18 protein-coding genes are annotated in these 22,421 nt (G+C 62.0%); 7 read left to right on the top strand and 11 right to left on the bottom strand.

Annotated features, from left to right (window positions below; genetic code table 11):
• Positions 1–38 precede the first annotated feature (38 nt).
• The 5 genes from AC1RGE_RS16000 to sdhC all read right to left on the bottom strand — a co-directional run bounded on the left by AC1RGE_RS16000 (position 39) and on the right by sdhC (position 6,375).
• Positions 39–2,870: a 2-oxoglutarate dehydrogenase E1 component gene (locus tag AC1RGE_RS16000; protein WP_011060052.1), complete on the bottom strand. Its 2,832-nt coding sequence runs from the start codon at positions 2,868–2,870 to the stop codon at positions 39–41.
• A 263-nt stretch (positions 2,871–3,133) separates the two neighbouring features.
• Positions 3,134–3,838, bottom strand: a complete 705-nt coding sequence (locus AC1RGE_RS15995; protein WP_011060051.1) for a succinate dehydrogenase iron-sulfur subunit — start codon at positions 3,836–3,838, stop codon at positions 3,134–3,136.
• A gap of 12 nt (positions 3,839–3,850) precedes the next feature.
• Positions 3,851–5,623: a succinate dehydrogenase flavoprotein subunit gene (gene sdhA / locus AC1RGE_RS15990; RefSeq protein ID WP_011060050.1), complete on the bottom strand. Its 1,773-nt coding sequence runs from the start codon at positions 5,621–5,623 to the stop codon at positions 3,851–3,853.
• 3 nt (positions 5,624–5,626) lie between these two features.
• Positions 5,627–5,995, bottom strand: coding sequence for a succinate dehydrogenase, hydrophobic membrane anchor protein (gene sdhD / locus AC1RGE_RS15985; RefSeq protein WP_011060049.1), 369 nt, complete (start codon positions 5,993–5,995; stop codon positions 5,627–5,629).
• Positions 5,989–6,375 (bottom strand): succinate dehydrogenase, cytochrome b556 subunit, encoded by a 387-nt coding sequence (sdhC, locus tag AC1RGE_RS15980; RefSeq protein WP_015634665.1) that lies wholly within the window; start codon positions 6,373–6,375, stop codon positions 5,989–5,991. Before sdhC ends, sdhD begins: the two co-directional genes overlap by 7 nt.
• Positions 6,376–6,725: 350 nt before the next feature.
• Here sdhC and gltA point away from each other — a divergent pair, with 350 nt between their 5' ends.
• On the top strand, positions 6,726–8,015 hold the full coding sequence (gene gltA, locus AC1RGE_RS15975; RefSeq protein WP_011060047.1) for a citrate synthase: 1,290 nt from the start codon (positions 6,726–6,728) through the stop codon (positions 8,013–8,015).
• A gap of 285 nt (positions 8,016–8,300) precedes the next feature.
• Here the strand turns inward: gltA and AC1RGE_RS15970 are convergent, their stop codons facing one another.
• From AC1RGE_RS15970 to AC1RGE_RS15960, 3 genes are all read right to left on the bottom strand, one after another.
• A complete protein-coding gene (locus tag AC1RGE_RS15970) occupies positions 8,301–9,959 on the bottom strand; it encodes a cation acetate symporter (protein WP_011060046.1) in 1,659 nt (552 codons plus the stop codon).
• Positions 9,956–10,267, bottom strand: coding sequence for a DUF485 domain-containing protein (locus tag AC1RGE_RS15965; RefSeq protein ID WP_011060045.1), 312 nt, complete (start codon positions 10,265–10,267; stop codon positions 9,956–9,958). Before AC1RGE_RS15965 ends, AC1RGE_RS15970 begins: the two co-directional genes overlap by 4 nt.
• A gap of 190 nt (positions 10,268–10,457) precedes the next feature.
• On the bottom strand, positions 10,458–11,309 hold the full coding sequence (locus tag AC1RGE_RS15960; protein WP_011060044.1) for a glycine betaine ABC transporter substrate-binding protein: 852 nt from the start codon (positions 11,307–11,309) through the stop codon (positions 10,458–10,460).
• A gap of 330 nt (positions 11,310–11,639) precedes the next feature.
• On the opposite strand from AC1RGE_RS15960, the gene AC1RGE_RS15955 reads away from it, so the two are divergent.
• Positions 11,640–13,193 (top strand): glycoside hydrolase family 17 protein, encoded by a 1,554-nt coding sequence (locus tag AC1RGE_RS15955; RefSeq protein WP_492584596.1) that lies wholly within the window; start codon positions 11,640–11,642, stop codon positions 13,191–13,193.
• Positions 13,194–13,220: 27 nt separating this feature from the next.
• Here the strand turns inward: AC1RGE_RS15955 and AC1RGE_RS15950 are convergent, their stop codons facing one another.
• Positions 13,221–13,586, bottom strand: a complete 366-nt coding sequence (locus tag AC1RGE_RS15950) for a hypothetical protein (RefSeq protein WP_011060042.1) — start codon at positions 13,584–13,586, stop codon at positions 13,221–13,223.
• A gap of 233 nt (positions 13,587–13,819) precedes the next feature.
• Between AC1RGE_RS15950 and AC1RGE_RS15945 the strand changes: the two genes are divergently transcribed.
• From AC1RGE_RS15945 to AC1RGE_RS15935, 3 genes are all read left to right on the top strand, one after another.
• Entirely contained in the window at positions 13,820–15,118 is a 1,299-nt protein-coding gene (locus AC1RGE_RS15945) for a hypothetical protein (protein WP_015634662.1), read from the top strand.
• Positions 15,111–15,899: an MlaA family lipoprotein gene (locus AC1RGE_RS15940; protein WP_011060040.1), complete on the top strand. Its 789-nt coding sequence runs from the start codon at positions 15,111–15,113 to the stop codon at positions 15,897–15,899. The genes AC1RGE_RS15945 and AC1RGE_RS15940 overlap by 8 nt, the downstream gene beginning before the upstream one ends.
• Positions 15,900–16,040: 141 nt before the next feature.
• Positions 16,041–18,074 carry an FUSC family protein gene (locus AC1RGE_RS15935; RefSeq protein ID WP_011060039.1) on the top strand — a complete coding sequence of 678 codons (2,034 nt, stop codon included), beginning with the start codon at positions 16,041–16,043 and terminating at the stop codon, positions 18,072–18,074.
• Between the two features lie 7 nt (positions 18,075–18,081).
• On the opposite strand, the gene AC1RGE_RS15930 is transcribed toward AC1RGE_RS15935, so the two are convergent.
• A complete protein-coding gene (locus tag AC1RGE_RS15930) occupies positions 18,082–19,005 on the bottom strand; it encodes a DUF808 domain-containing protein (RefSeq protein WP_011060038.1) in 924 nt (307 codons plus the stop codon).
• Between the two features lie 169 nt (positions 19,006–19,174).
• On the opposite strand from AC1RGE_RS15930, the gene AC1RGE_RS15925 reads away from it, so the two are divergent.
• Positions 19,175–19,783, top strand: a complete 609-nt coding sequence (locus tag AC1RGE_RS15925) for a TetR/AcrR family transcriptional regulator (RefSeq protein WP_011060037.1) — start codon at positions 19,175–19,177, stop codon at positions 19,781–19,783.
• A gap of 131 nt (positions 19,784–19,914) precedes the next feature.
• On the opposite strand, the gene AC1RGE_RS15920 is transcribed toward AC1RGE_RS15925, so the two are convergent.
• Positions 19,915–20,355 (bottom strand): GlcG/HbpS family heme-binding protein, encoded by a 441-nt coding sequence (locus AC1RGE_RS15920; RefSeq protein WP_011060036.1) that lies wholly within the window; start codon positions 20,353–20,355, stop codon positions 19,915–19,917.
• A gap of 268 nt (positions 20,356–20,623) precedes the next feature.
• Here AC1RGE_RS15920 and gcl point away from each other — a divergent pair, with 268 nt between their 5' ends.
• On the top strand, positions 20,624–22,399 hold the full coding sequence (gene gcl / locus AC1RGE_RS15915; RefSeq protein WP_015634658.1) for a glyoxylate carboligase: 1,776 nt from the start codon (positions 20,624–20,626) through the stop codon (positions 22,397–22,399).
• Positions 22,400–22,421: the final 22 nt, after the last annotated feature.

Here is a 22,421-nt window from a genome sequence, read left to right as displayed (position 1 = left end):
TGTGGTTCCTTAAATTCGGTTTCAGGTGCGCGAAGGCGTTAAACAGTAAAGGCATCTTGCAGCAGTTTTTCCTGCTGCTCAGCGTGCATCGATGCATAACCACAAGCTGGAGCAGCAGAAGCGTCACGGCCCGCGTACTCGAGTACGAGCGACTTGTTGTGACCGCTGATGATGCGACGCATGTGATGCTGGCTGCAGTACCAGGCACCCTGGTTCATCGGCTCTTCCTGACACCAAACGATGTGTTTGACGTTTTTGTACGGAGCCAGGACTTCGATCAGGTCGTCCTCAGGGAATGGGTACAGCTGCTCGATACGCACGATGGCGATGTCGTCACGACCTTCGGCACGGCGTTTTTCCAACAGGTCGTAGTAGACCTTGCCGCTACACAGAATGATGCGACCCACGTCTTTTGGATCCTGGGCATCGATTTCCGGGATAACGGTCTGGAACGAACCTTCCGCCAGATCTTCCAGGGTCGAGATGGCCAGTTTATGACGCAGCAGGGATTTCGGTGTCAGCACGACCAGCGGCTTGCGCAGCGGACGAATCACCTGGCGACGCAGCAAGTGGTAGATCTGAGCCGGCGTGGTCGGTACGCATACCTGGATGTTGTGCTCGGCGCACAGCTGCAGGTAACGCTCCAGACGAGCCGAGGAGTGCTCGGGACCCTGACCTTCATAACCGTGTGGCAGCAGCATGGTCAGACCGCAGAGACGGCCCCACTTGTGCTCGCCGCTGGTGATGAACTGGTCGATCACTACTTGTGCACCGTTGGCGAAGTCGCCGAACTGGGCTTCCCAGATCACCAGCGCGTTAGGCGTGGTGGTGGAGTAGCCGTATTCGAACGCCAGTACGGCTTCTTCGGACAGGAACGAATCGTACAGGTCGAAACGTGGCTGGCCTTCGTACAGGTGCTGCAACGGGATGTAGGTGCCGGCGTCCTTCTGGTTGTGCAACACCGCATGGCGGTGCGAGAAGGTGCCGCGGCCGATGTCCTGGCCGGTCATGCGAATCGGGTGACCTTCGAACGCCAGGGTCGCGTACGCCATGGTTTCAGCGTAACCCCAGTTGATCGGCAGGCCGCCGGCTTGCATCTTCTGACGGTCTTCGTAGATCTTCGCGACCTGACGCTGAACCACGAAGCCTTCCGGCAGCTCCAGCAGCTTGGCGGACAGTTCCTGAAGAGTCTTGAGGTCGAAGGTGGTGTCGTGACGCGCGGTCCAGGTATGGCCCAGGTACGGACGCCAGTCCACGAACAGCTCTTTGTTCGGCTCCTTGACCAGGCTCTTGACCACGTGCAGACCGTTGTCCAGCGCGTTGCGGTATTCGTCGACTTTCGCCTGAACACGCTCTGCGTCGAGCACACCGCCCTGGGTCAGGCGATCGGCATACAGTTCACGGGTGGTGCGCTGCTTGGCGATCTGCTGATACATCAGTGGCTGGGTGCCGCTTGGCTCGTCGGCCTCGTTGTGGCCGCGACGACGGTAGCAGACCAGGTCGATCACCACGTCGCGCTTGTACTGCATGCGGTAGTCGATGGCCAACTGGGTCACGAACAACACGGCTTCCGGATCATCACCATTCACATGGAGGATCGGTGCCTGGATCATCTTCGCAACGTCGGTGGCGTACTCGGTGGAGCGCGAGTCCAGCGGGTTGCTGATGGTGAAACCGACCTGGTTGTTGATCACGATGTGCACAGTGCCGCCGGTACGGAAACCGCGGGTCTGGGACATCTGGAAGGTTTCCATCACCACGCCCTGGCCGGCGAACGCCGCGTCACCGTGGATCGAGATCGGCAGAACCTTGTCGCCGGTCTGGTCGTTGCGACGGTCCTGACGAGCGCGCACCGAACCCTCGACCACTGGAGAAACGATTTCCAGGTGGGACGGGTTGAACGCCATCGCCAGGTGAACTTCGCCACCGGTGGTCATGACGTTGGACGAGAAGCCCTGGTGGTATTTAACGTCACCGGAACCCAGCTCGACCTTCTTCTTGCCTTCGAACTCGTCGAACAGCTCGCGCGGGTTCTTGCCGAAGGTGTTGACCAGCACGTTCAGACGGCCACGGTGGGCCATGCCGATAACCACTTCCTTGGTGCCGTAGGAACCGGAACGCTGGATCAGCTCGTCGAGCATCGGAATCAGGCTCTCGCCGCCTTCCAGACCGAAACGCTTGGTGCCCGGGTATTTGGTACCCAGGTATTTTTCCAGGCCTTCAGCCGCAGTGACGCGCTCGAGCAGGTGGCTCTTGATGTCGGCGGAATAGGTCGGACGGCCGCGTACGCTTTCCAGACGCTGCTGGAACCACTGACGCTGCTCGGAATCGGTGATATGCGTGAATTCAGCGCCAATGGTGCGGCAATATGTCTGCTGCAACGCTTCGTGAATTTCGCGTAGGCTCGCTTCCTCTTTGCCGATGAACAGGTCGCCGGCACGGAAGGTCGTATCAAGATCGGCATTGGTCAAGCCGTAATGATTGATCGACAGGTCTGCAGGTGCAGGACGCTGCCACAGCCCCAGCGGGTCCAGCTGGGCTGCCTGGTGGCCACGCATCCGATAGGCCTGGATCAATCGCAGCACTTCAACTTGTTTCTTCTCGTGCTCACTGCTCACGCTACCGGCGGATACCGGTTGGGCGCGGCGCTGGTTCTTTGCCAGCAAGACGAAATGATCGCGGATTGTCGAGTGCGAAACATCGATGGCAGTGCTGCCGTCGGTAGGCAACTTCTGAAAGTAAGTGCGCCACTCTTCTGGCACAGCGTTAGGGTCGTGCAGGTAGAGCTCGTAGAGCTCTTCCACATAGGCAGCGTTACTACCGGATAGGTAGGCGCTGTTCCACATGCGCTGCATCACGCTTTCTTGCATGCTTGGTCACCCTCGGTTAGGGGAACACCACCGGCGACGACACCGAGCAAGCTTGCAGAAGTCCGAATGCAGCGACCAAAACAAGCCACTTAGGATCACGCTGATAGTCCGGGTACCAGCCCGGATGCCCCTGCTTGTCTCATTTCTTCAAAATATAGAGCAGCCACTTTGTGAGCTGCTGCTCAGGTTAGAGCCATGACGCGGGTTGAAGCCCGCGCCGTGGCTTTTACGGGTACAGCGGTCCTACGGGTACAACAGCTGAATCACACGCCACTCTGCAGCAGCATGTTACGAATGTGACCGATGGCCTTAGTCGGGTTCAGGCCTTTCGGACAAACGTTGACGCAGTTCATGATGCCCCGGCAGCGGAATACGCTGAACGGGTCGTCCAGGGAAGCCAGACGCTCGGACGTCTTGGTGTCACGGCTGTCTGCCAGGAAGCGGTAGGCTTGCAGCAGGGCAGCTGGACCCAGGAACTTGTCCGGGTTCCACCAGAAGGACGGGCAAGAGGTCGAGCAGCAAGCGCACAGGATGCACTCGTACAGACCGTCGAGCTTCTCGCGCTCTTCCGGGGACTGCAGACGTTCGATGGCCGGAGCCGGCGTATCGTTCTGCAGGAATGGCTTCACCTTCTCGTATTGCTTGTAGAAGATGCTCATATCGACGACCAGGTCACGGATAACCGGCAGACCTGGCAGCGGGCGAACAACCAGCTTGTTCTTCTTGACCACGGCAGACAGCGGCGTGATGCACGCCAGACCGTTCTTGCCGTTGATGTTCATGCCATCGGAACCGCATACGCCTTCACGGCAGGAACGACGGTAGGAAAAACCTTCGTCCTGCTCTTTGATCAGGGCCAGCACGTCCAGCACCATCAAGTCCTTGCCACCGGTGTCTACCTGGAAAACCTGGGTTTTCGGAGCCGAGTCGGTGTCAGGGTTGTAACGATAAACTTCAACTTGCAACATATCGATCACCCTTTAGTAAGTCCGGACTTTTGGTTCGAAAGTCGGAACAGTCTTCGGCGAGAAGTTGACCGCACGCTTGGCAACGCGCTTCTCACCCGGGAAGTACAGGGTGTGGCACAGCCAGTTTTCGTCGTCACGGTCTTCGAAGTCTTCACGGGCGTGAGCGCCGCGGGACTCTTTGCGCACTTCGGCAGCGATGGCAGTGGCTTCGGCCACTTCCAGCAGGTTCTGCAGCTCAAGTGCTTCGATACGCGCAGTGTTGAAAGCTTGAGACTTGTCGTTGATCTTGACGTTGGCGATACGCTCGCGCAGGTCAGCCAGCTGGGCGATCCCCTTCTGCATGTATTCGCCGGTACGGAATACACCGAAGTAGTTCTGCATGCAGTTCTGCAGCTCGCGACGCAGGGTTGCAACGTCTTCACCGGTGGTGCGCTCGTTGAGCTTGGCCAGGCGGTTCAGGGCAACGTCGACGTCGGTGTCGCTGGCGTCGCGGTATTCGATACCGTCGGTCAGCGCTTTTTCCAGGTGCAGACCGGCTGCACGGCCGAACACCACCAGGTCCAGGAGCGAGTTGCCGCCCAGACGGTTGGCGCCGTGTACCGATACGCAAGCCACTTCACCCACTGCGAACAGGCCAGGGATGATGGTGTCTTCGCCAGCGGCGTTCTGCGTGATGGCCTGGCCATGAATGTTGGTGGCAACGCCGCCCATCATGTAGTGGCAGGTTGGAACGACCGGAACCGGAGCAACCACCGGGTCAACGTGCGCAAACGTCTTGGACAGCTCGCAGATACCTGGCAGGCGGCTGTGCAGCACTTCCTCGCCCAGGTGGTCGAGCTTGAGCATCACGTGGTCGCCGTTCGGGCCACAGCCGTTGCCAGCGATGATTTCCTTGACCATGGAGCGCGCAACAACGTCGCGGCCAGCCAGGTCTTTGGCGTTCGGAGCATAACGCTCCATGAAACGCTCGCCATGCTTGTTGATCAGGTAACCACCCTCACCACGGCAACCTTCGGTTACCAGTACACCGGCGCCGGCAATGCCGGTCGGGTGGAACTGCCACATTTCGATGTCTTGCACCGGAACGCCAGCACGCAGCGCCATACCAACGCCGTCACCGGTGTTGATCAGGGCGTTGGTGGTGGAGGCGTAGATACGACCTGCACCGCCGGTGGCCAGAACGGTGGCCTTGGAGCGGATGTAGGTGGTTTCGCCGGTTTCGATGCAGATAGCGATCACGCCGACAAAGGCGCCGTCCTGGTTCTTCACCAGATCGACCGCGTACCACTCGTTGAGGAAGGTGGTGCCGGCTTTCAGGTTGCCCTGATAAAGGGTGTGCAGCAGTGCGTGACCGGTACGGTCGGACGCTGCGCAGGTACGAGCAGCCTGGCCGCCCTTGCCGTAGTCCTTGGACTGACCGCCGAAAGGACGCTGGTAGATACGACCGGTTTCGGTACGGGAGAACGGCAGCCCCATGTGGTCCAGTTCGAAGACCGCAGCCGGGCCTTCCTGACACATGTATTCGATAGCGTCCTGGTCACCGATGTAGTCGGAACCCTTGACGGTATCGTACATGTGCCAGCGCCAGTCATCGTTCGGGTCCGCCGAGGCGATCGCGCAAGTGATGCCGCCCTGGGCAGACACAGTGTGCGAACGGGTCGGGAACACCTTGGTGATCACCGCAGTCTTGTGGCCGCCCTGGGCCAGCTGCAGTGCGGCACGCATGCCGGCGCCGCCGCCGCCAATGATGATGGCGTCGAATGAAATGGTTGGAATGTTAGCCATGAATCAGATACCCCAGAGAATCTGCACACCCCAGACGAAGTAAGCGAACATCGCGACGCCGCATACTGCCTGGAAAAGGAAACGTACTGCTGTGGCCGACTTGCCCAGCGCCATCGGCGTCAGGTAGTCAGTCGAGATGGTCCACATGCCGACCCAGGCGTGAGCGCCCAGGGCCACCATGGCCAGCAGACTGAAGATACGCATCCAGTTGTTTGCGAACAGGCCATGCCACTGGGTGTAGTCAATGCCCGGATTCGCTACGAGGTATCCGATCAGGAAAATGAAATAAGCCGCGAGAACGACCGCAGACACACGCTGTGCCATCCAGTCATAAAGGCCCGAACGCGACAGGTTCGTAACGCTGGTTACCATATCCAAACTCCCGCCAGAACGATTACCACCACGGATACGGCGATAACGATTTTCGAGCCCAGCTTGCCGCCTTCCAGCGTCTCACCGATGCCCATGTCCATAATCAGATGGCGTACACCGGCCACCAAGTGATACAGCAAGGCGGACAGGAGGCCCCATGCAACGAATTTGGCCAGCGGACTGGTCAAGCACGCCTTCACCTCGGCATAGCCTTCCTCGGAGCCCAGGGATTTGCTCAATGCATAAAGCATGATGCCGATGCCCAGGAAGAGGATGATGCCGGAAACACGGTGGAGAAACGACGTAACGCCGGTGATGGGGAGTTTGATGGTCCTTAGGTCTAGGTTTACAGGTCGTTGGCTATTCACGGCTTTTTTCACACTGAAGAGCCCCTAACAATCAGGGCAAAGTTGTTGGGGAGTGCACTGGTCAGGCAACCACTACCCAGGGAGTGCGACCCCCAGCAAAGCGGGCCCAGAAGCCTACGGAGGTCGGTGGCCGAGTATAGACAGTTAGGCTACTAATGACAACGCAAAGACCTTCCCCTAATAGCTGATTGCGTTAGCGTTATAAAAGGCGTAAATGGCGCTGAATTTCGCGAAAAAATCCCTCCCAAAGCCTTCTGGGACAAGACTTTAGGCAAATTGACATTCGGATTTATCTCACTATAGTGGTGCGGGCCCTGCGTGGGGGGTCTGTCTGATGATTTCAAGCATAAATAGGAGGCCACATGGCTGACAAAAAAGCGCAGTTGATCATCGAGGGCGCAGCCCCCGTCGAGCTGCCCATTTTAACCGGCACCGTTGGTCCCGATGTAATCGATGTTCGGGGTCTGACGGCCACGGGCCGCTTCACTTTTGACCCGGGTTTCATGTCGACCGCCTCCTGCGAGTCGAAAATCACCTACATCGACGGCGACAACGGCATTCTGCTGCATCGCGGCTACCCGATCGAACAGCTGGCCGAGAAATCCGACTACCTGGAAACCTGCTACCTGCTGCTCAACGGTGAATTGCCCACCGCCGAACAGAAGGCCCAGTTCGTCAGCACCGTGAAGAACCACACCATGGTTCACGAACAGCTCAAGAGCTTCTTCAACGGTTTCCGTCGCGACGCCCACCCGATGGCGGTGATGTGCGGCGTAGTCGGTGCCCTGTCGGCGTTCTACCACGACTCCCTGGACATCAATAACCCGCAGCACCGCGAAATCTCCGCCGTGCGCCTGGTGGCCAAGATGCCGACCCTGGCAGCGATGGTCTACAAGTACTCCATGGGCCAGCCGATGATGTACCCGCGCAACGACCTGTCGTACGCGGAAAACTTCCTGCACATGATGTTCAACACCCCGTGCGAGATCAAACCGATCAGCCCGGTACTGGCCAAGGCAATGGACCGGATCTTCATCCTCCATGCCGACCACGAACAGAACGCCTCGACGTCCACCGTGCGCCTGGCGGGCTCCTCGGGTGCCAACCCGTTCGCCTGTATCGCTGCCGGTATCGCTGCACTCTGGGGCCCGGCCCACGGCGGTGCCAACGAAGCAGTGCTGACCATGCTCGACGAAATTGGCGATGTCTCGAACATCGATAAGTTCATCGCCAAGGCCAAGGACAAGAACGATCCGTTCAAGCTCATGGGCTTCGGTCACCGCGTGTACAAGAACCGCGACCCGCGCGCCACCGTGATGAAGCAGACCTGCGACGAAGTACTCAAGGAACTGGGCATCAACAACGATCCGCAACTCGAACTGGCCATGCGCCTGGAAGAGATCGCCTTGACCGACCCATACTTCATCGAGCGCTCGCTGTACCCGAACGTCGACTTCTACTCGGGGATCATCCTCAAGGCGATCGGCATTCCAACCAGCATGTTCACCGTGATCTTCGCCCTGGCGCGGACCGTCGGCTGGATCTCGCACTGGAAGGAAATGCTCTCCAGCCCGTACAAGATCGGCCGTCCACGCCAGCTGTACACCGGCTACGAGTCGCGTGACATCACCAAACTGGAAGACCGCAAATAAGACCTGCCTTGCGCAAACGTCTTAGCTGCACCGGATACGGCCTCTAACAGAGGTCGTATTTGTTTCTGCCCTCCCCTCGCCCCCCCCAACCCGCAGGATCCGGCCTGCCGGCGAAGAGCCCTGCTCCTCACATACGCTTGCGCTGGCAAGCCAGCTCCTATGCTCCTGCACCTGCAGTCGGGGGGCTCCGGGCAGGGCGAGCGGACAGAAAAATGCCCCGGTCTCTCGATCGGGGCATTTCGCCATTACGCAGCTTCTATATAGAAGCCGATACATTCATCTGGCTTAGTGCGACACCGCCCCACTGGCACCCAGGCCGGTCTGCGAACGCACGAACTGCGGGAAGAACAGCGCCCGCTCGTTGACCGCCGCGGTCGACTTGTCGGTGATGGAGAAGAACCAGATACCGATGAAGGCGATGATCATCGAGAACAGCGCCGGGTACTCGTACGGGAAGATCGCCTTCTCGTGATGCAGGATCTGCACCCAGATGGTCGGGCCGAGGATCATCAGCGCCACGGCACTCACCAGGCCCATCCAGCCGCCAATCATGGCGCCACGGGTGGTGAGCTTCTTCCAGTACATGGAAAGCAGCAGTACCGGGAAGTTGCAGCTGGCGGCAATGGAGAACGCCAGGCCGACCATGAACGCGATGTTCTGGCTTTCAAAGAGAATGCCCAGGCCGATGGCCAGTACGCCCAATGCCACGGTGGTGATCTTGGAAACGCGGATCTCGTCCTTCTCGTTGGCCTTGCCCTTCTTGATCACGCTGGCATACAGGTCATGGGACACCGCCGAGGCGCCAGCCAGGGTCAGGCCTGCAACGACCGCCAGGATGGTGGCGAAGGCCACGGCCGAAATGAAGCCGAGGAACACGCTGCCGCCCACTGCGTTGGCCAGGTGCACCGCCGCCATGTTGTTGCCGCCCAGCAAGGCGCCTGCGGCATCCTTGAAGTCCGGGTTGGTGCTTACCAGCAGGATCGCGCCGAAGCCGATGATGAAGGTCAGGATGTAGAAGTAGCCGATGAAGCCAGTGGCATAGAGCACGCTCTTGCGAGCTTCCTTGGCATCGCTGACGGTGAAGAAGCGCATCAGGATGTGGGGCAGGCCAGCGGTACCGAACATCAGCGCGAGACCTAAGGAGAACGCCGAGATCGGGTCTTTCACCAGGCCGCCGGGGCTCATGATCGCTTCACCCTTGGGGTGAACCTTGATCGCTTCGGAGAACAGGGTGTTGAAGTCGAAGTTGACGTGCTTCATCACCATCAGTGCCATGAAGGACGCGCCGGAGAGCAACAGCACCGCCTTGATGATCTGCACCCAGGTCGTGGCCAGCATGCCGCCGAACAGCACGTACAGGCACATCAGGATGCCCACCAGGATCACCGCCACATGGTAGTCGAGGCCGAACAGCAGCTGGATCAGCTTGCCGGCACCCACCATCTGCGCGATCAGGTAGAACGCCACTACCACCAGCGAGCCACAGGCCGACAGGGTGCGGATCTGGGTCTGCCCGAGGCGGTAGGACGCCACGTCGGCAAAGGTGTACTTGCCCAGGTTGCGCAGGCGCTCGGCGATCAGGAACAGAATGATCGGCCAGCCCACCAGGAAGCCGATGGAGTAGATCAGGCCGTCATAGCCGGAAGTGAACACCAGGGCGGAAATCCCCAGGAAGGACGCCGCGGACATGTAGTCGCCAGCGATCGCCAGACCGTTCTGGAAGCCGGTGATCTTGCCACCCGCCGCGTAATAGTCGGCAGCCGACTTGTTGCGCTTGGAGGCCCAGTAGGTGATGCACAGGGTGGCACCGACGAAGACCACGAACATCACGATCGCCGATACGTTGAGTGGTTGCTTGTGGACTTCGCCCGTCAAGGCGTCTGCAGCCCAGAGGGCGGGAGCGAAGGCGGCAAGACCGAGTGCTGCGAATAGACGTCGGATCATTGCTGAGCCTCCTTCAGGATCGCATTGTTCAACTCGTCGAATTCGCCGTTGGCGCGTCGCACATAGATGGCCGTCAGGATGAAGGCCGAGAGAATCAAGCCGACACCGATGGGAATGCCCCAGGTGATGGATGAGGTAGGACTGAGTTTGGCGCCCAGGATCTGGGGACCATAGGCGATCAACAGGATGAAAGCCGAGTAAAGCCCAAGCATGATCGCCGAGAGAATCCAGGCGAACCGCTCTCGTTTGCTGACCAGCTCCTTGAAACGCGGGCTGTTTTGAATCGAGAGGTAAATGCTGTCGTTCATTGTTTTTATCCTCGCAGCACAGATTTTAGGTGGAACCTAATCCACTCTATGCGGCTATGGAGCAGGTTCCAGACGACCTTAGTATTAGAACGACATTAGCGTTGGCGCCGGTTTTTTCTTCAATAAATGACAAGGCCGCCCACTGTTTCCAGTGCGCGGCCTCAAGACCCCTGATCTAGACGCGTTGTGCTTATTTAGCAGTCCACTCGGCAACCCTTTCCGGGTGCTTGCTCACCCAATCCTTGGCCGCCACATCGGGTTTTGCACCCTCTTGAATGGCCAGCATGACCTCACCGATTTCATCTTTCGAGGCCCACTGGAATTTCTTCAGGAAGGCCGCCACTTCCGGCGCCTTCTTCTCCAGGCCCTTGCTGCCGATGCTGTTGACGGTTTCAGCAGCGCCGTACACGCCCTTCGGGTCTTCGAGGAAGCGCAGTTTCCACTTGGCGAACATCCAGTGCGGCACCCAGCCGGTCACGGCGATGGAATCCTGTTTTTCTTCGGCGCGGGTCAGCTCGGCGATCATTGCCGCCCCGGAACTGGCCTGCAGCTTGTAGTCCAGGCCGTAGTCCTTGATCGCCTGGTCGGTCTTGAGCATCACCCCCGAGCCGGCGTCGATGCCGACGATCTTGTTCTTGAACGTGGTATCGGTCTTGAGGTCCTCGATGGACTTGGCCTTGACGTACTCCGGCACGATCAGGCCGATCTTGGCGTCCTTGAAGTTGGGGCCGTAGTCCACCACCTTGTCCTTGTTCTTGGCCCAGTACTCGCCATGGGTCACCGGCAGCCAGGCCGAAAGCATGGCGTCGAGCTTGCCGGTGGCTACGCCCTGCCACATGATCCCGGTCGCCACCGCCTGCAGCTTGACGTCATAACCGAGCTTCTGCTTGATCACTTCCGCCGCCACATGGGTCGTCGCCACGCTGTCGGACCAGCCGTCGACATAGCCGATGCTCAGGGTTTTGCTGTCGGCACTGGCCAGAGTGGAGCTGATGGCAAGTACCAGTGCGGCACCTGCGCCTAAGAGTCGTCGCATCTTCATCGTTACTTCCCCGAAAAGTGCAGTGCCGGGCGGCTGCCAGGCACGTCAACGTATGGTTATGGTGCTCAGCGCCCCCATCACGCCTCACCGCGAACGCGTTCGATCATCAGCGGAGTACTGATGCCTGGATCATCAACCCGCCCTGTTCCGCGACCTGCTCTGTCTACGACCTCAAGGCAGCCAGCAGCGACATCAGATAGCCAGTAACCAACGGCCGACCTCACCCGGGCAGTGGGTCCGCCCGAACTTTGCATGTCAAAATCATGCAGCCCACCAAGCTGCGGACAAATGCGGGTAAGATGCCCGGCTTTGTTCCACGACGGCCCGATCATGCCCGCCACCCCTCGTTTCCCCGCCCTGCCCTATCTGTTCGCCTGCCTGCTCGGGCTGCTGGCCCTCTGCGGTTATTGGTACGGCCTTGGCCGGCCGGTGCACCTGCCGGATGTCGCCAGCGCCAGCCACAAGCTGCAGTGCGCTTCCTACACTCCGTTCGACAAGGACCAGTCGCCCTTCGACCAGCCGTTCAAGCTGCGCCCGCAGCGCATGGACGCCGACCTCGCCCTGCTGGCGACCCGTTTCGAATGCATTCGTACCTATTCCATGACCGGCCTGGAAGCCCTGCCTGACCTGGCGCGCAAGCACGGCCTGAAGCTGATGATCGGCGCCTGGGTCAACAGCAACCCGGTGGACACCGAGAAGGAGGTCGACCTGCTGATCGCCTCGGCCAACGCCAACCCGGACGTGGTCAGTGCGGTGATCGTCGGTAACGAAGCACTGCTGCGCAAGGAGGTCACCGGCGCGCAATTGGCGCGGCTGATCCTCAAGGTCAAGGCCGGGGTCAAGCAGCCGGTGACCTACGCCGATGTCTGGGAGTTCTGGCTCAAGCACCCGGAAATCGCCCCGACGGTGGATTTCCTCACCATCCACCTGCTGCCGTACTGGGAAGACGATCCGTCGAACATCGACGCCGCCTTGAACCACGTGGCCGAGGTGCGCCAGGTGTTCGGCAACCGCTTCGCCCCCAAGGACGTGCTGATTGGCGAGACCGGCTGGCCCAGTGAAGGCCGGCAGCGAGAAACCGCGCTGCCCAGCCGGGTCAACGAGGCCAAGTTCATCCGCGGCTTCGTCGCCCTGGCGGAACACAATGGCTGGCACTACAACCTGATCGAAGCCTTCGACCAGCCCTGGAAGCGCGCCAGCGAAGGTGCCGTCGGTGGCTACTGGGGGCTGTTCGATGCTGATCGCCAGGACAAGGGCATCCTCGCCGGCCCGGTGTCCAACCTGCCGTACTGGCCGCTGTGGCTGGGCGTCGGCGGCCTGATACTGCTCGGCACCCTCGTGCTCGGCGGCCGGCCCCGCGACCACCGCGCCGCCCTGCTGCTGCCCCTGTTGGGAGCAGTGGCCGCTTGCAGCATCGGAACCTGGGGAGAACTGGCGCGGGTAACCAGCCGTTTCGCCGGTGAATGGTGCTGGGCCGCGTTGCTGCTGGGGCTCAACCTGCTGGTGCTGGCCCACGCCGCCCTGGCCCTGAGCCCTCGCCAGGGCTGGCGCCTGGAGGCCTTCAATGCACTGGAGAAACGGGCCGGCTGGCTGCTGACGGCCGCAGGCTTCGCCGCGGCGGTGATGATGCTGGAGCTGGTGTTCGACCCGCGCTACCGCAGCTTCCCCAGCGCGGCCCTGCTACTGCCGGCACTGGTCTACCTGTGCCGCCCGGTGCGAGTGCCGCGCCGGGAGATTGCCCTGCTGACCTTTATCGTCGGTGCCGGCATTGCCCCGCAGTTGTATCAGGAAGGTCTGGCCAACCAGCAGGCCTGGGGCTGGGCCCTGGTCAGCCTGCTGATGGTAGCGGCGCTTTGGCGCAACCTGCGGGCCCGCAGGGCCTGAGGCCATAGGCCATGGCCGCTGCTGCGGCTATGGCTTGCTGGCGCGCACCAGGCGCAAGCCGGCAATCACCACGGCAAATACCGCCAGGGTGGTGTTGTACAGGGCCAGGGCCGGGATGCCGATCAGCAACGCCAGTACGCCCAGCCCCCAACCGGCACGCCCGGGCATGACAAAACCCAGGAGCGCCACGGCCACCGCGCTCCAGCCCAGCACCTTGAAGTGAATCATCCAACCCAGGCTGGAGCGCAGCCCGCACTCCCAGCGGCTGGCGGCCTCGACACAGGCACCCACCCAGCGCGCATCCTCCATGAAGCCGTAGCGCAGGCCATAACTGGCGGCCAGCCACAGCGGCAGGACCACGAGCAGCAGAATGAGGGGAAGGCGGCGGGACATGAAACACTCCGAACAGTCAAAACGGCGCCCAGCATAATCCCCCGAGAACGCTTGGCAAGCGCCAGGCGCAGATATCTGTCATGCAAATGGCGGCAAAGTGTATCGTCCGGCTACTATCACTTCCCAATAAGCCTGTCGCAGGCGTTATTTGTGCCCAACCATGGCACTTCGGCAGCAGCGCGGTGGTCATAGCCTGCGAACCTCATTCGGCACCTTCTTCTAGGGATACAGTCATGCTTCGTTCCTTGCGCTTCGCTGCCCTGTTTGGCGGCCTTATCCTGAGTGCGTCCGCGCTGGCGGTCGACGTCGACCCGGCCACCTATGGCTACCCGTTGACCAACCCCTTCGAAGCCACCATCGCCACCACGCCTCCGGAGTTGCGCCCGGAACTGCCCGCAAGCGATGACATCCGCCAGTCTGACCACAGCCTGACGCTGCGTCCGGAACGGGAATTCATCCTCCCGGACAACTTCTGGGCGGTGAAGAAACTCACCTACCGCATTGCCACCCAGGACCACGCCGCGCCGCTGATCTTCCTGATCGCCGGCACCGGGGCGCGCTATGACAGCAGCCTCAACGAGTACCTGAAGAAGCTCTACTACAAAGCCGGCTACCACGTGGTGCAGCTGTCCTCGCCCACCAGCTTCGACTTCATCAGCGCCGCTTCGCGCTTTGCCACCCCGGGCGTGACCCAGGAAGACGCCGAGGACATGTACCGGGTGATGCAGGCCGTACGGGCGCAGAATCCCAAGCTGCCGATCACCGAGTTCTACCTCACCGGCTACAGTCTTGGCGCGCTGGATGCGGCCTTCGTCAGCAAGCTGGATGAAACCCGGCGCAGCTTCAATTTCAAGAAGGTCCTGCTGCTCAACCCGCCGGTCAATCTCTATACCTCGATCACCAACCTCGACAAGCTGGTGCAGACCGAGGTCAAGGGCATCAACAACAGCACTACCTTCTACGAACTGGTGCTGGGCAAGCTGACCCGCTACTTCCAGCAGAAGGGCTATATCGACCTCAACGACGCCCTGCTCTACGACTTCCAGCAATCCAAGCAGCACCTGACCAACGAGCAGATGGCGATGCTGATCGGCACCTCCTTCCGTTTCTCTGCGGCGGACATTGCCTTCACCTCGGACCTGATCAACCGCCGTGGCCTGATCACCCCGCCCAAATACCCGATCCGCGAAGGCACCAGCCTCACGCCGTTTCTCAAGCGTGCCCTGCAATGCGACTTCGACTGCTACCTGACCGAGCAGGTGATCCCCATGTGGCGCGCCCGCACCGATGGCGGCAGCCTGCTGCAACTGATCGACCAGGTCAGCCTCTACGCCCTGCAGGACTACCTCAAGGCCAGCCCGAAGATCGCCGTGATGCACAACGCCGACGACGTGATCCTCGGCCCCGGCGACCTGGGTTTCCTGCGTAAAACCTTTGGTGACCGCCTGACCGTCTACCCCCATGGCGGCCACTGCGGCAACCTCAACTACCGCGTCAACAGCGACGCCATGCTGGAGTTCTTCCGTGGCTAAACATCTCCTGCTTATCGCTGCGTTGCTCTGCGCAGGCTATGCCCAAGCCGACAACAGCAAGGCCAACATCCCCGTCACCCCCGACCCCGATGGCTTCACCGAGCCGTTGAAGAAGCTCAAGTTCAACCCGGGGCTGGACCAGCGCGAGTTCGAGCGCTCGACCTTGAACGCCCTGAATATCTACGACCCGCTGGAGTCGTGGAACCGCCGGGTCTACCACTTCAACTACCGCTTCGACCAATGGGTGTTCCTGCCGGTGGTGGACGGGTACCGCTACGTGACGCCGAGCTTCCTGCGCACCGGGGTCAGCAACTTCTTCAACAACCTGGGCGATGTGCCCAACCTGTTCAACAGCCTGCTGCAGTTCAAGGGCCAGCGCTCCATGGAAACCACCGCGCGCCTGCTGCTCAACACCACCATCGGCGTGGCCGGCCTGTGGGACCCGGCTACCAAGATGGGCCTGCCGCGCCAGAGCGAAGACTTCGGCCAGACCCTGGGCTTCTACGGCGTACCCGGCGGCGCCTACCTGGTGCTGCCGATCCTCGGCCCGTCGAACCTGCGTGATACCGCCGGGCTGGCGGTGGACTACACCGCCGAATCGGCGATCAACTTCCTCAATGTTTCGGAAGCCAGCAGCAACCACCCGGAAATCTGGGTCCTGCGCGGGGTCGACAAGCGCTACCAGACCAGCTTCCGCTATGGCCAGCTGAACTCGCCGTTCGAATACGAGAAAGTGCGCTACGTCTACACCGAGTCGCGCAAGCTGCAGATCGCCGAGTAACCCTGCCTCGCCCCGCCATCCGGCGGGGCGTCCGCTCCCCGTCAAAGCCCCTTCCTCCCCGCTCGTTGAAAAGCCGATTGGCACACCCTGGCAAAATCGATACGATGCTAATCATTAGCTAGCTATCGATGTGTCTGAAAGATGAAACTGCCGACCTTTTTCCGCGCCGATATCTGGCAAGCCCTCTTCGCCCCTGCCCCTGCCGACCTGCTGTTCGCCGCGCGCAACCTGATTGCCGGCGGCCTGGCCCTGTACCTGGCGTTCCGCCTGGATTTCGAACAACCGCAATGGGCCCTGACCACGGTGTTCATCGTCAGCCAGTCCAGCAGCGGCATGGTCCTGGCCAAGGGCGCCTACCGCCTGTTGGGCACCCTGGTGGGGGCCGTGGTGTCGATATTGCTGATTGCTACCCTGGGCCAGGCGCCCCTGCTGTTCCTGCTGGCCATGGCCCTGTGGCTGGCCTTCTGCACCACCGGCGCCTCGCTGCTGCGCAACCACGCAGCCTACGGTTTCGTACTGGCGGGCTACACCACTGCCATCATCGCCCTGCCCGCCACCGCAGCGCCCTTGCAGGTGTTCGACCAGGCAGTGGCGCGCTGTTCGGAAATCGGCCTGGGGATCATCTGCGCCGCCGTGGCCAGCCAACTGCTCTGGCCGCGCCGGGTGGAACAGGCGCTGGCGGTCCAGGGCCGCGCCGCCTGGCTGGCCGGGCGCCAGGCCGCAGCCTCGGAGCTGCTGGGGGAAGACCAGCGCAAGGGGCTGCTGGAAGCCCTGGGGCGTATCGTCACCGTGGATGCCCAACGCGATCACGCCTGGTTCGAAGGCCCGCAGGGGCGCCGTCGCTCCCAGGCGCTGCGGGTGCTGAGCCGCGACCTGCTGGGCTTGCTCCGGTCCGCCCGCGGCGTGGCGCGGCAACGGCAGATGCTCGACGCCGCCACCGCGCAGCAACTCCAACCCTTGCTCGGCGAGACCATCCAGGCCCTGCAGGCCGAACATGACGCCGCCCTGCCGCCCTTGCTCCAGCGCCTGCAACAGGCACTGCAGGACCCTTCGCTGTCCGCCGAAGGCCATCTGTGCCTGGTGCAACTGGCCCAGGTACTGGAGCGGGTGGAACAGAGCGCCCTGAGTGTCAGCGCCGTGGAACAGGGCCGGGTCCCGCCCGGCGCTCCCGGCGCCCTGTCCTGGCACCGGGATATCCAGCAAGGGGTGCTGGGAGGCTTGCGCAGCGCCCTGGCCTTTCTCGCCGTCGCCGGCTTCTGGCTGCTGTCCGCCTGGCCCTCGGGGCTGGGGGCCGTCTCCATCTGTGGCGTGGTGCTGAGCCTGTTCGCCGGGCGTGAGAACCCTGCCGCGTCCTGCCTGAATTTCTTCAAGGGCATTGCCCTGTCCATTCCCGTGGCGGCCTTCGTCGGCCTTGGCCTGCTGCCGGGCTGGGACGGTTTTCCCCTGCTGTGCCTGGGGCTGGCAGTGCCGCTGTTCTGCGCTTCGCTGTGCATGAGCCGACCGAAGCTCGCGCCCGTCGCCTCGGCGTTCTGCATCTTTTTCGTCAACAACGTCGGCCCCAGCAACCTGATGAGCTACGACCTCGGGGCGTTCCTGAACAAGGCCATGGCCACCCTGATCGGTGTCGGCATCGCCGTGGTGGTGCTGCGCCTGGTCAGCCTCAACCCGGGCGAGCAGCACTACCGGCGGATGTTCAAGGCTTCGCTGTTCGATCTGGCGCAGCTCACCTCACGCCCGCCGGAGCAGGCCGAAAGCTGGTTCGGCGGGCGCATGGCCGATCGGCTGATCCGGGTGTCGCGGTATTGGCAGATGCAGCCCGAGAACCGCCGCAGTCACTGGGACAACGGCCTGCTGGGGCTGGACCTGGGAGATGAGCTGCTGCAATTGCGCAGTTGCCTGGACCCGGCTCGGGGCACCCTGGCCACGGAACGCGAGCATTATCTCGCGCACCTGGCGACGCTGCTCAGGCACGGCGGCCCCAGCGCCAACCGCAGCGAACAGCTGGATGCGGTCTCGGCGGCCCTGCTCAAGGCCCTGGATGGCGACCGCGACCTGCCCCTGCAAGCCCGGGAGATGGCCCGGGCGGCGATTCTGCAACTGCAGTTCACCTGGCGCCGCTGGTGCCGCCAGCAACAAGCGGCCGCGCTGCCGACCCCGGTGCCGGCAGCGGGCTGAGCGCCCGTCAGCCGCGCAGTGCGCGCCAGGCCTTGCCCGCCAGGGTGACCGCCAGCAGCACCACGGCACCGGCAATGATCCCGGCCACGGCATTGAGCAGGGTCGGCATCAACGCCGATACCGGGCCTATGACCCCGGCGCTGCGCTCGGCCAGCCCTTCTATCAGGTGGTGCACGGCGGGCACACCGTGGGTCAGGATGCCGCCGCCGACCATGAACATCGCCGCCGTACCGATCACCGACAGGCTCTTCATCATCAGCGGCGCTGCCCGCAGGATCGCCCCACCGATGCGTTTGGCCAGGGCGGCGGGCTTGTGCACCAGCCACAGCCCCAGGTCATCGAGCTTGACGATGCCGGCCACCAGGCCGTAGACGCCGACGGTCATGACAATGGCGATACCCGAGAGCACCACCACCTGCTGGGTCAGGGAGGCCCCGGCCACGGTGCCCAGGGTGATGGCGATGATTTCCGCGGAAAGGATGAAATCGGTGCGCACCGCACCCTTGATCTTGTCCTTCTCGAAAGCCACCAGATCCACCTGGGGGTCGGCCAGGGCTTGCAGGGTCTGGGTATGTTCGGCCGCCACTTCGGCGTGGTGCAGGTATTTGTGCGCCAGCTTCTCGAAGCCCTCGAAACACAGGTAGGCACCACCCAGCATCAGCAGCGGGGTCACCAGCCACGGCGCCAGGGCGCTGATGGCCAGCGCCGCCGGCACCAGGATCAGCTTGTTGCGAAACGACCCCTTGGCCACCGCCCAGACCACCGGAATTTCCCGCTCGGCGCGGACCCCGGAGACCTGCTGGGCATTGAGCGCGAGGTCGTCGCCCAGCACACCGGCGGTCTTCTTCGCCGCCATCTTGGTCATCAAGGCCACGTCATCGAGTACCGCGGCGATGTCATCGATCAATACCAGCAAACTGCTTCCGGCCATGAACCTGGCTTCCCTGCATGGAAATAAGGCGCGCAGCATACCGTGCCGCTGGCAGCACAAGCGAGATGCCAGAAGCAGTAAAACCGCGGCCGCCGGGCATTCTTGAGCCTCGCGCGACGCCGGTGCTACCATGCGCAACCGCCCGAACAGGCAAGGAATCCCCTGGTTTATGAGCACCATCCGCGAGCGCAATAAAGAACTGATCCTGCGGGCCGCCAGTGAAGAGTTTGCCGACAAGGGCTTTGCGGCGACCAAGACCAGCGACATCGCCGCCAAGGCCGGGTTGCCCAAACCCAACGTCTACTACTACTTCAAGTCCAAGGAAAACCTCTATCGCGAGGTGCTGGAAAGCATCATCGAACCCATCCTCCAGGCCTCCACCCCGTTCAATGCCGATGGCGTGCCCAGCGAAGTGCTCAGCGGCTACATCCGCTCGAAGATCCGCATCTCCCGCGACCTGCCCTTCGCTTCCAAGGTCTTTGCCAGCGAGATCATGCATGGCGCGCCGCACCTGAGCCCGGAGCAGGTGGAACAGCTCAACGCCCAGGCCAAGCACAACATCGAGTGCATCCAGACCTGGATCGATCGCGGCCTGATCGCCCCGCTCGACCCCAACCACCTGATGTTCAGCATCTGGGCCGCGACCCAGACCTACGCCGACTTCGACTGGCAGATCTCGGTGGTCACCGGCAAGACCAAGCTCGACGAAGACGACTACGAAGCTGCGGCGCAGACCATCATCCGTCTGGTGCTCAAGGGCTGTGAACTGGATCGCTGATAGCGTTTCGGTACTTTCTGGTTTGTTTCCCGGCCCGCAAGGGCGCAATAGTTTCAATCAAGATCCTGCGCGGCTTTTCGCAGCCTCGCGGGCTCGGCAGCGGCTACAGGCCGGGCCCGCGAGGTCGAGGGCTACGCGCTGACGCCAGCGTCCGCCGCCAGGCCCTGGGCTTCGATCGCGCTGATGGCGCACTGCTCATCGATGTCCGAGGTATCGCCACTGATGCCGATCGCCCCAATCACTGCCCCCGCCTGATCCCGAATCAACACCCCGCCCGGCGCAGGCACCACGCTGCCCTGCCCCAGACCGTTCAATGCGCCGATGAAGGCCGGGCGCTGCTGCGCGTCCAGGGCCAGCAGGCGCGAGCCCTTGCCCAGGGCCACCGCCCCCCAGGCCTTGCCGATGGCGATCTGCGGGCGCAGCAGGCTGGCGCCGTCCTCCCGTTGCAGGGTCACCAGGTGCCCGCCGGCATCCAGCACCGCGATGGTCAGCGGCGCCGCATTGATCTTGCGCCCCGCGTTGATGGCCTGGTTGGCCAGGTTGACTGCGACTTTCAAGGTTAAAGCGCTCATGGGTGCCGTCCTTATCTTGTTATTGAGAAAGCCTGGGGAAGCTTCTTGTAGGAGAAGTCCGATACAACAAATAGAACACAATGGATTTATTTTTTGTATACAATAATTCGCGAAAGGCAGCCCCTGCGACAAAAGGACGCCGGTTTATCGGGGCTTTGATGAAAGCCGCTGCCGCTCAAGAAAATGGATTGACCTGCGCCATCCGCCGTGAATACACTTTGCGCAAAACCACTTGTATACAATTACAAAACGCAAGAGGCACAAAACCATGAGCAAAATGAGAGCAATCGAAGCCGCCGTTCTGGTGATGCGCCGTGAAGGGGTCGATACCGCTTTTGGCATCCCGGGTGCCGCCATCAACCCGCTGTATTCCGCGCTGCAGAAGGTCGGTGGCATCGATCACGTGCTCGCTCGCCACGTCGAAGGCGCCTCGCACATGGCCGAGGGCTACACCCGCACCAAGGCCGGTAACATCGGCGTATGCATCGGTACTTCGGGCCCCGCCGGCACCGACATGGTCACCGGCCTGTACAGCGCCTCGGCCGACTCCATCCCGATTCTCTGCATCACCGGTCAGGCCCCCCGCGCCCGCCTGCACAAGGAAGACTTCCAGGCCGTGGACATCACCAGCATCGTCAAGCCGGTGACCAAGTGGGCCACCACCGTGCTGGAACCGGGCCAGGTGCCCTACGCCTTCCAGAAAGCCTTTTATGAAATGCGCTCCGGCCGTCCCGGCCCGGTACTGATCGACCTGCCGTTCGACGTGCAGATGGCGGAAATCGAATTCGACATCGACGCCTACCAGCCCCTGCCCCTGGCCAAGCCGGCGGCGACCCGCCTGCAGGCGGAAAAGGTTCTGGCCCTGCTGGACCAGGCCGAACGTCCATTGCTGGTGGCCGGTGGCGGCGTGATCAACGCCGACGCCAGCGAGCTGCTGGTGGAGTTCGCCGAACTGACCGGCATTCCGGTGATCCCGACCCTGATGGGCTGGGGCACCATCCCTGACGATCACCCACAAATGGTGGGCATGGTCGGCCTGCAGACCTCCCATCGCTACGGCAATGCCACCCTGCTCAAGTCCGACACCGTGCTGGGCATCGGCAACCGCTGGGCCAACCGCCACACCGGTTCGGTGGACGTCTACACCGAAGGCCGCAAGTTCATCCACGTGGACATCGAACCGACCCAGATCGGCCGCGTCTTCACCCCGGACCTGGGCATCGTTTCCGATGCTGGCAGCGCCCTGACCGTATTGCTGGAGGTGGCCCGCGAATGGCAGACCGCCGGCAAGCTCAAGGATCGCAGCGCCTGGCTGCATGATTGCCAGCAGCGCAAGGCCAGCCTGCACCGCAAGACCCACTTCGACAACGTGCCGGTCAAGCCGCAGCGCGTGTACGAAGAAATGAACCAGGTATTCGGCAAGGACACCTGCTACGTCAGCACCATAGGCCTGTCGCAGATTGCCGGCGCGCAGTTCCTCCACGTCTACAAGCCACGCCACTGGATCAACTGCGGCCAGGCCGGCCCGCTGGGCTGGACCATCCCCGCTGCCCTGGGCGTGGTCAAGGCCGACCCGAACCGCCAGGTGGTGGCGCTGTCCGGCGACTACGACTTCCAGTTCATGATCGAAGAACTGGCGGTGGGCGCGCAGTTCAACCTGCCGTACATCCACGTGGTGGTGAACAACTCCTACCTGGGGCTGATCCGCCAGGCCCAGCGCGGTTTCGACATGGACTACTGCGTGCAGCTGTCCTTCGACAACCTCAACGCGCCGGAACTCAACGGCTATGGCGTCGACCACGTGGCCGTTGCCGAAGGCCTGGGTTGCAAGGCCCTGCGGGTGTTCGAACCCAAGGACATCCAGCCGGCCCTGCGCCAGGCCCAGGAAATGCTCCAGACCTTCAAGGTGCCGGTGGTGGTGGAAATCATCCTGGAGCGCGTGACCAACATTTCCATGGGCACCGAAATCAACGCGGTCAACGAGTTCGAAGACCTGGCGCTGGTGGGCAACGACGCCCCTACCGCGATTTCCCTGCTCGACTGATACCCCTGGCCGCTGGCACCGG

It is taken from the genome of Pseudomonas sp. GW823-FHT02C05, from assembly GCF_058797595.1.
This window is presented reverse-complemented; position numbering and strand designations above follow the sequence as displayed.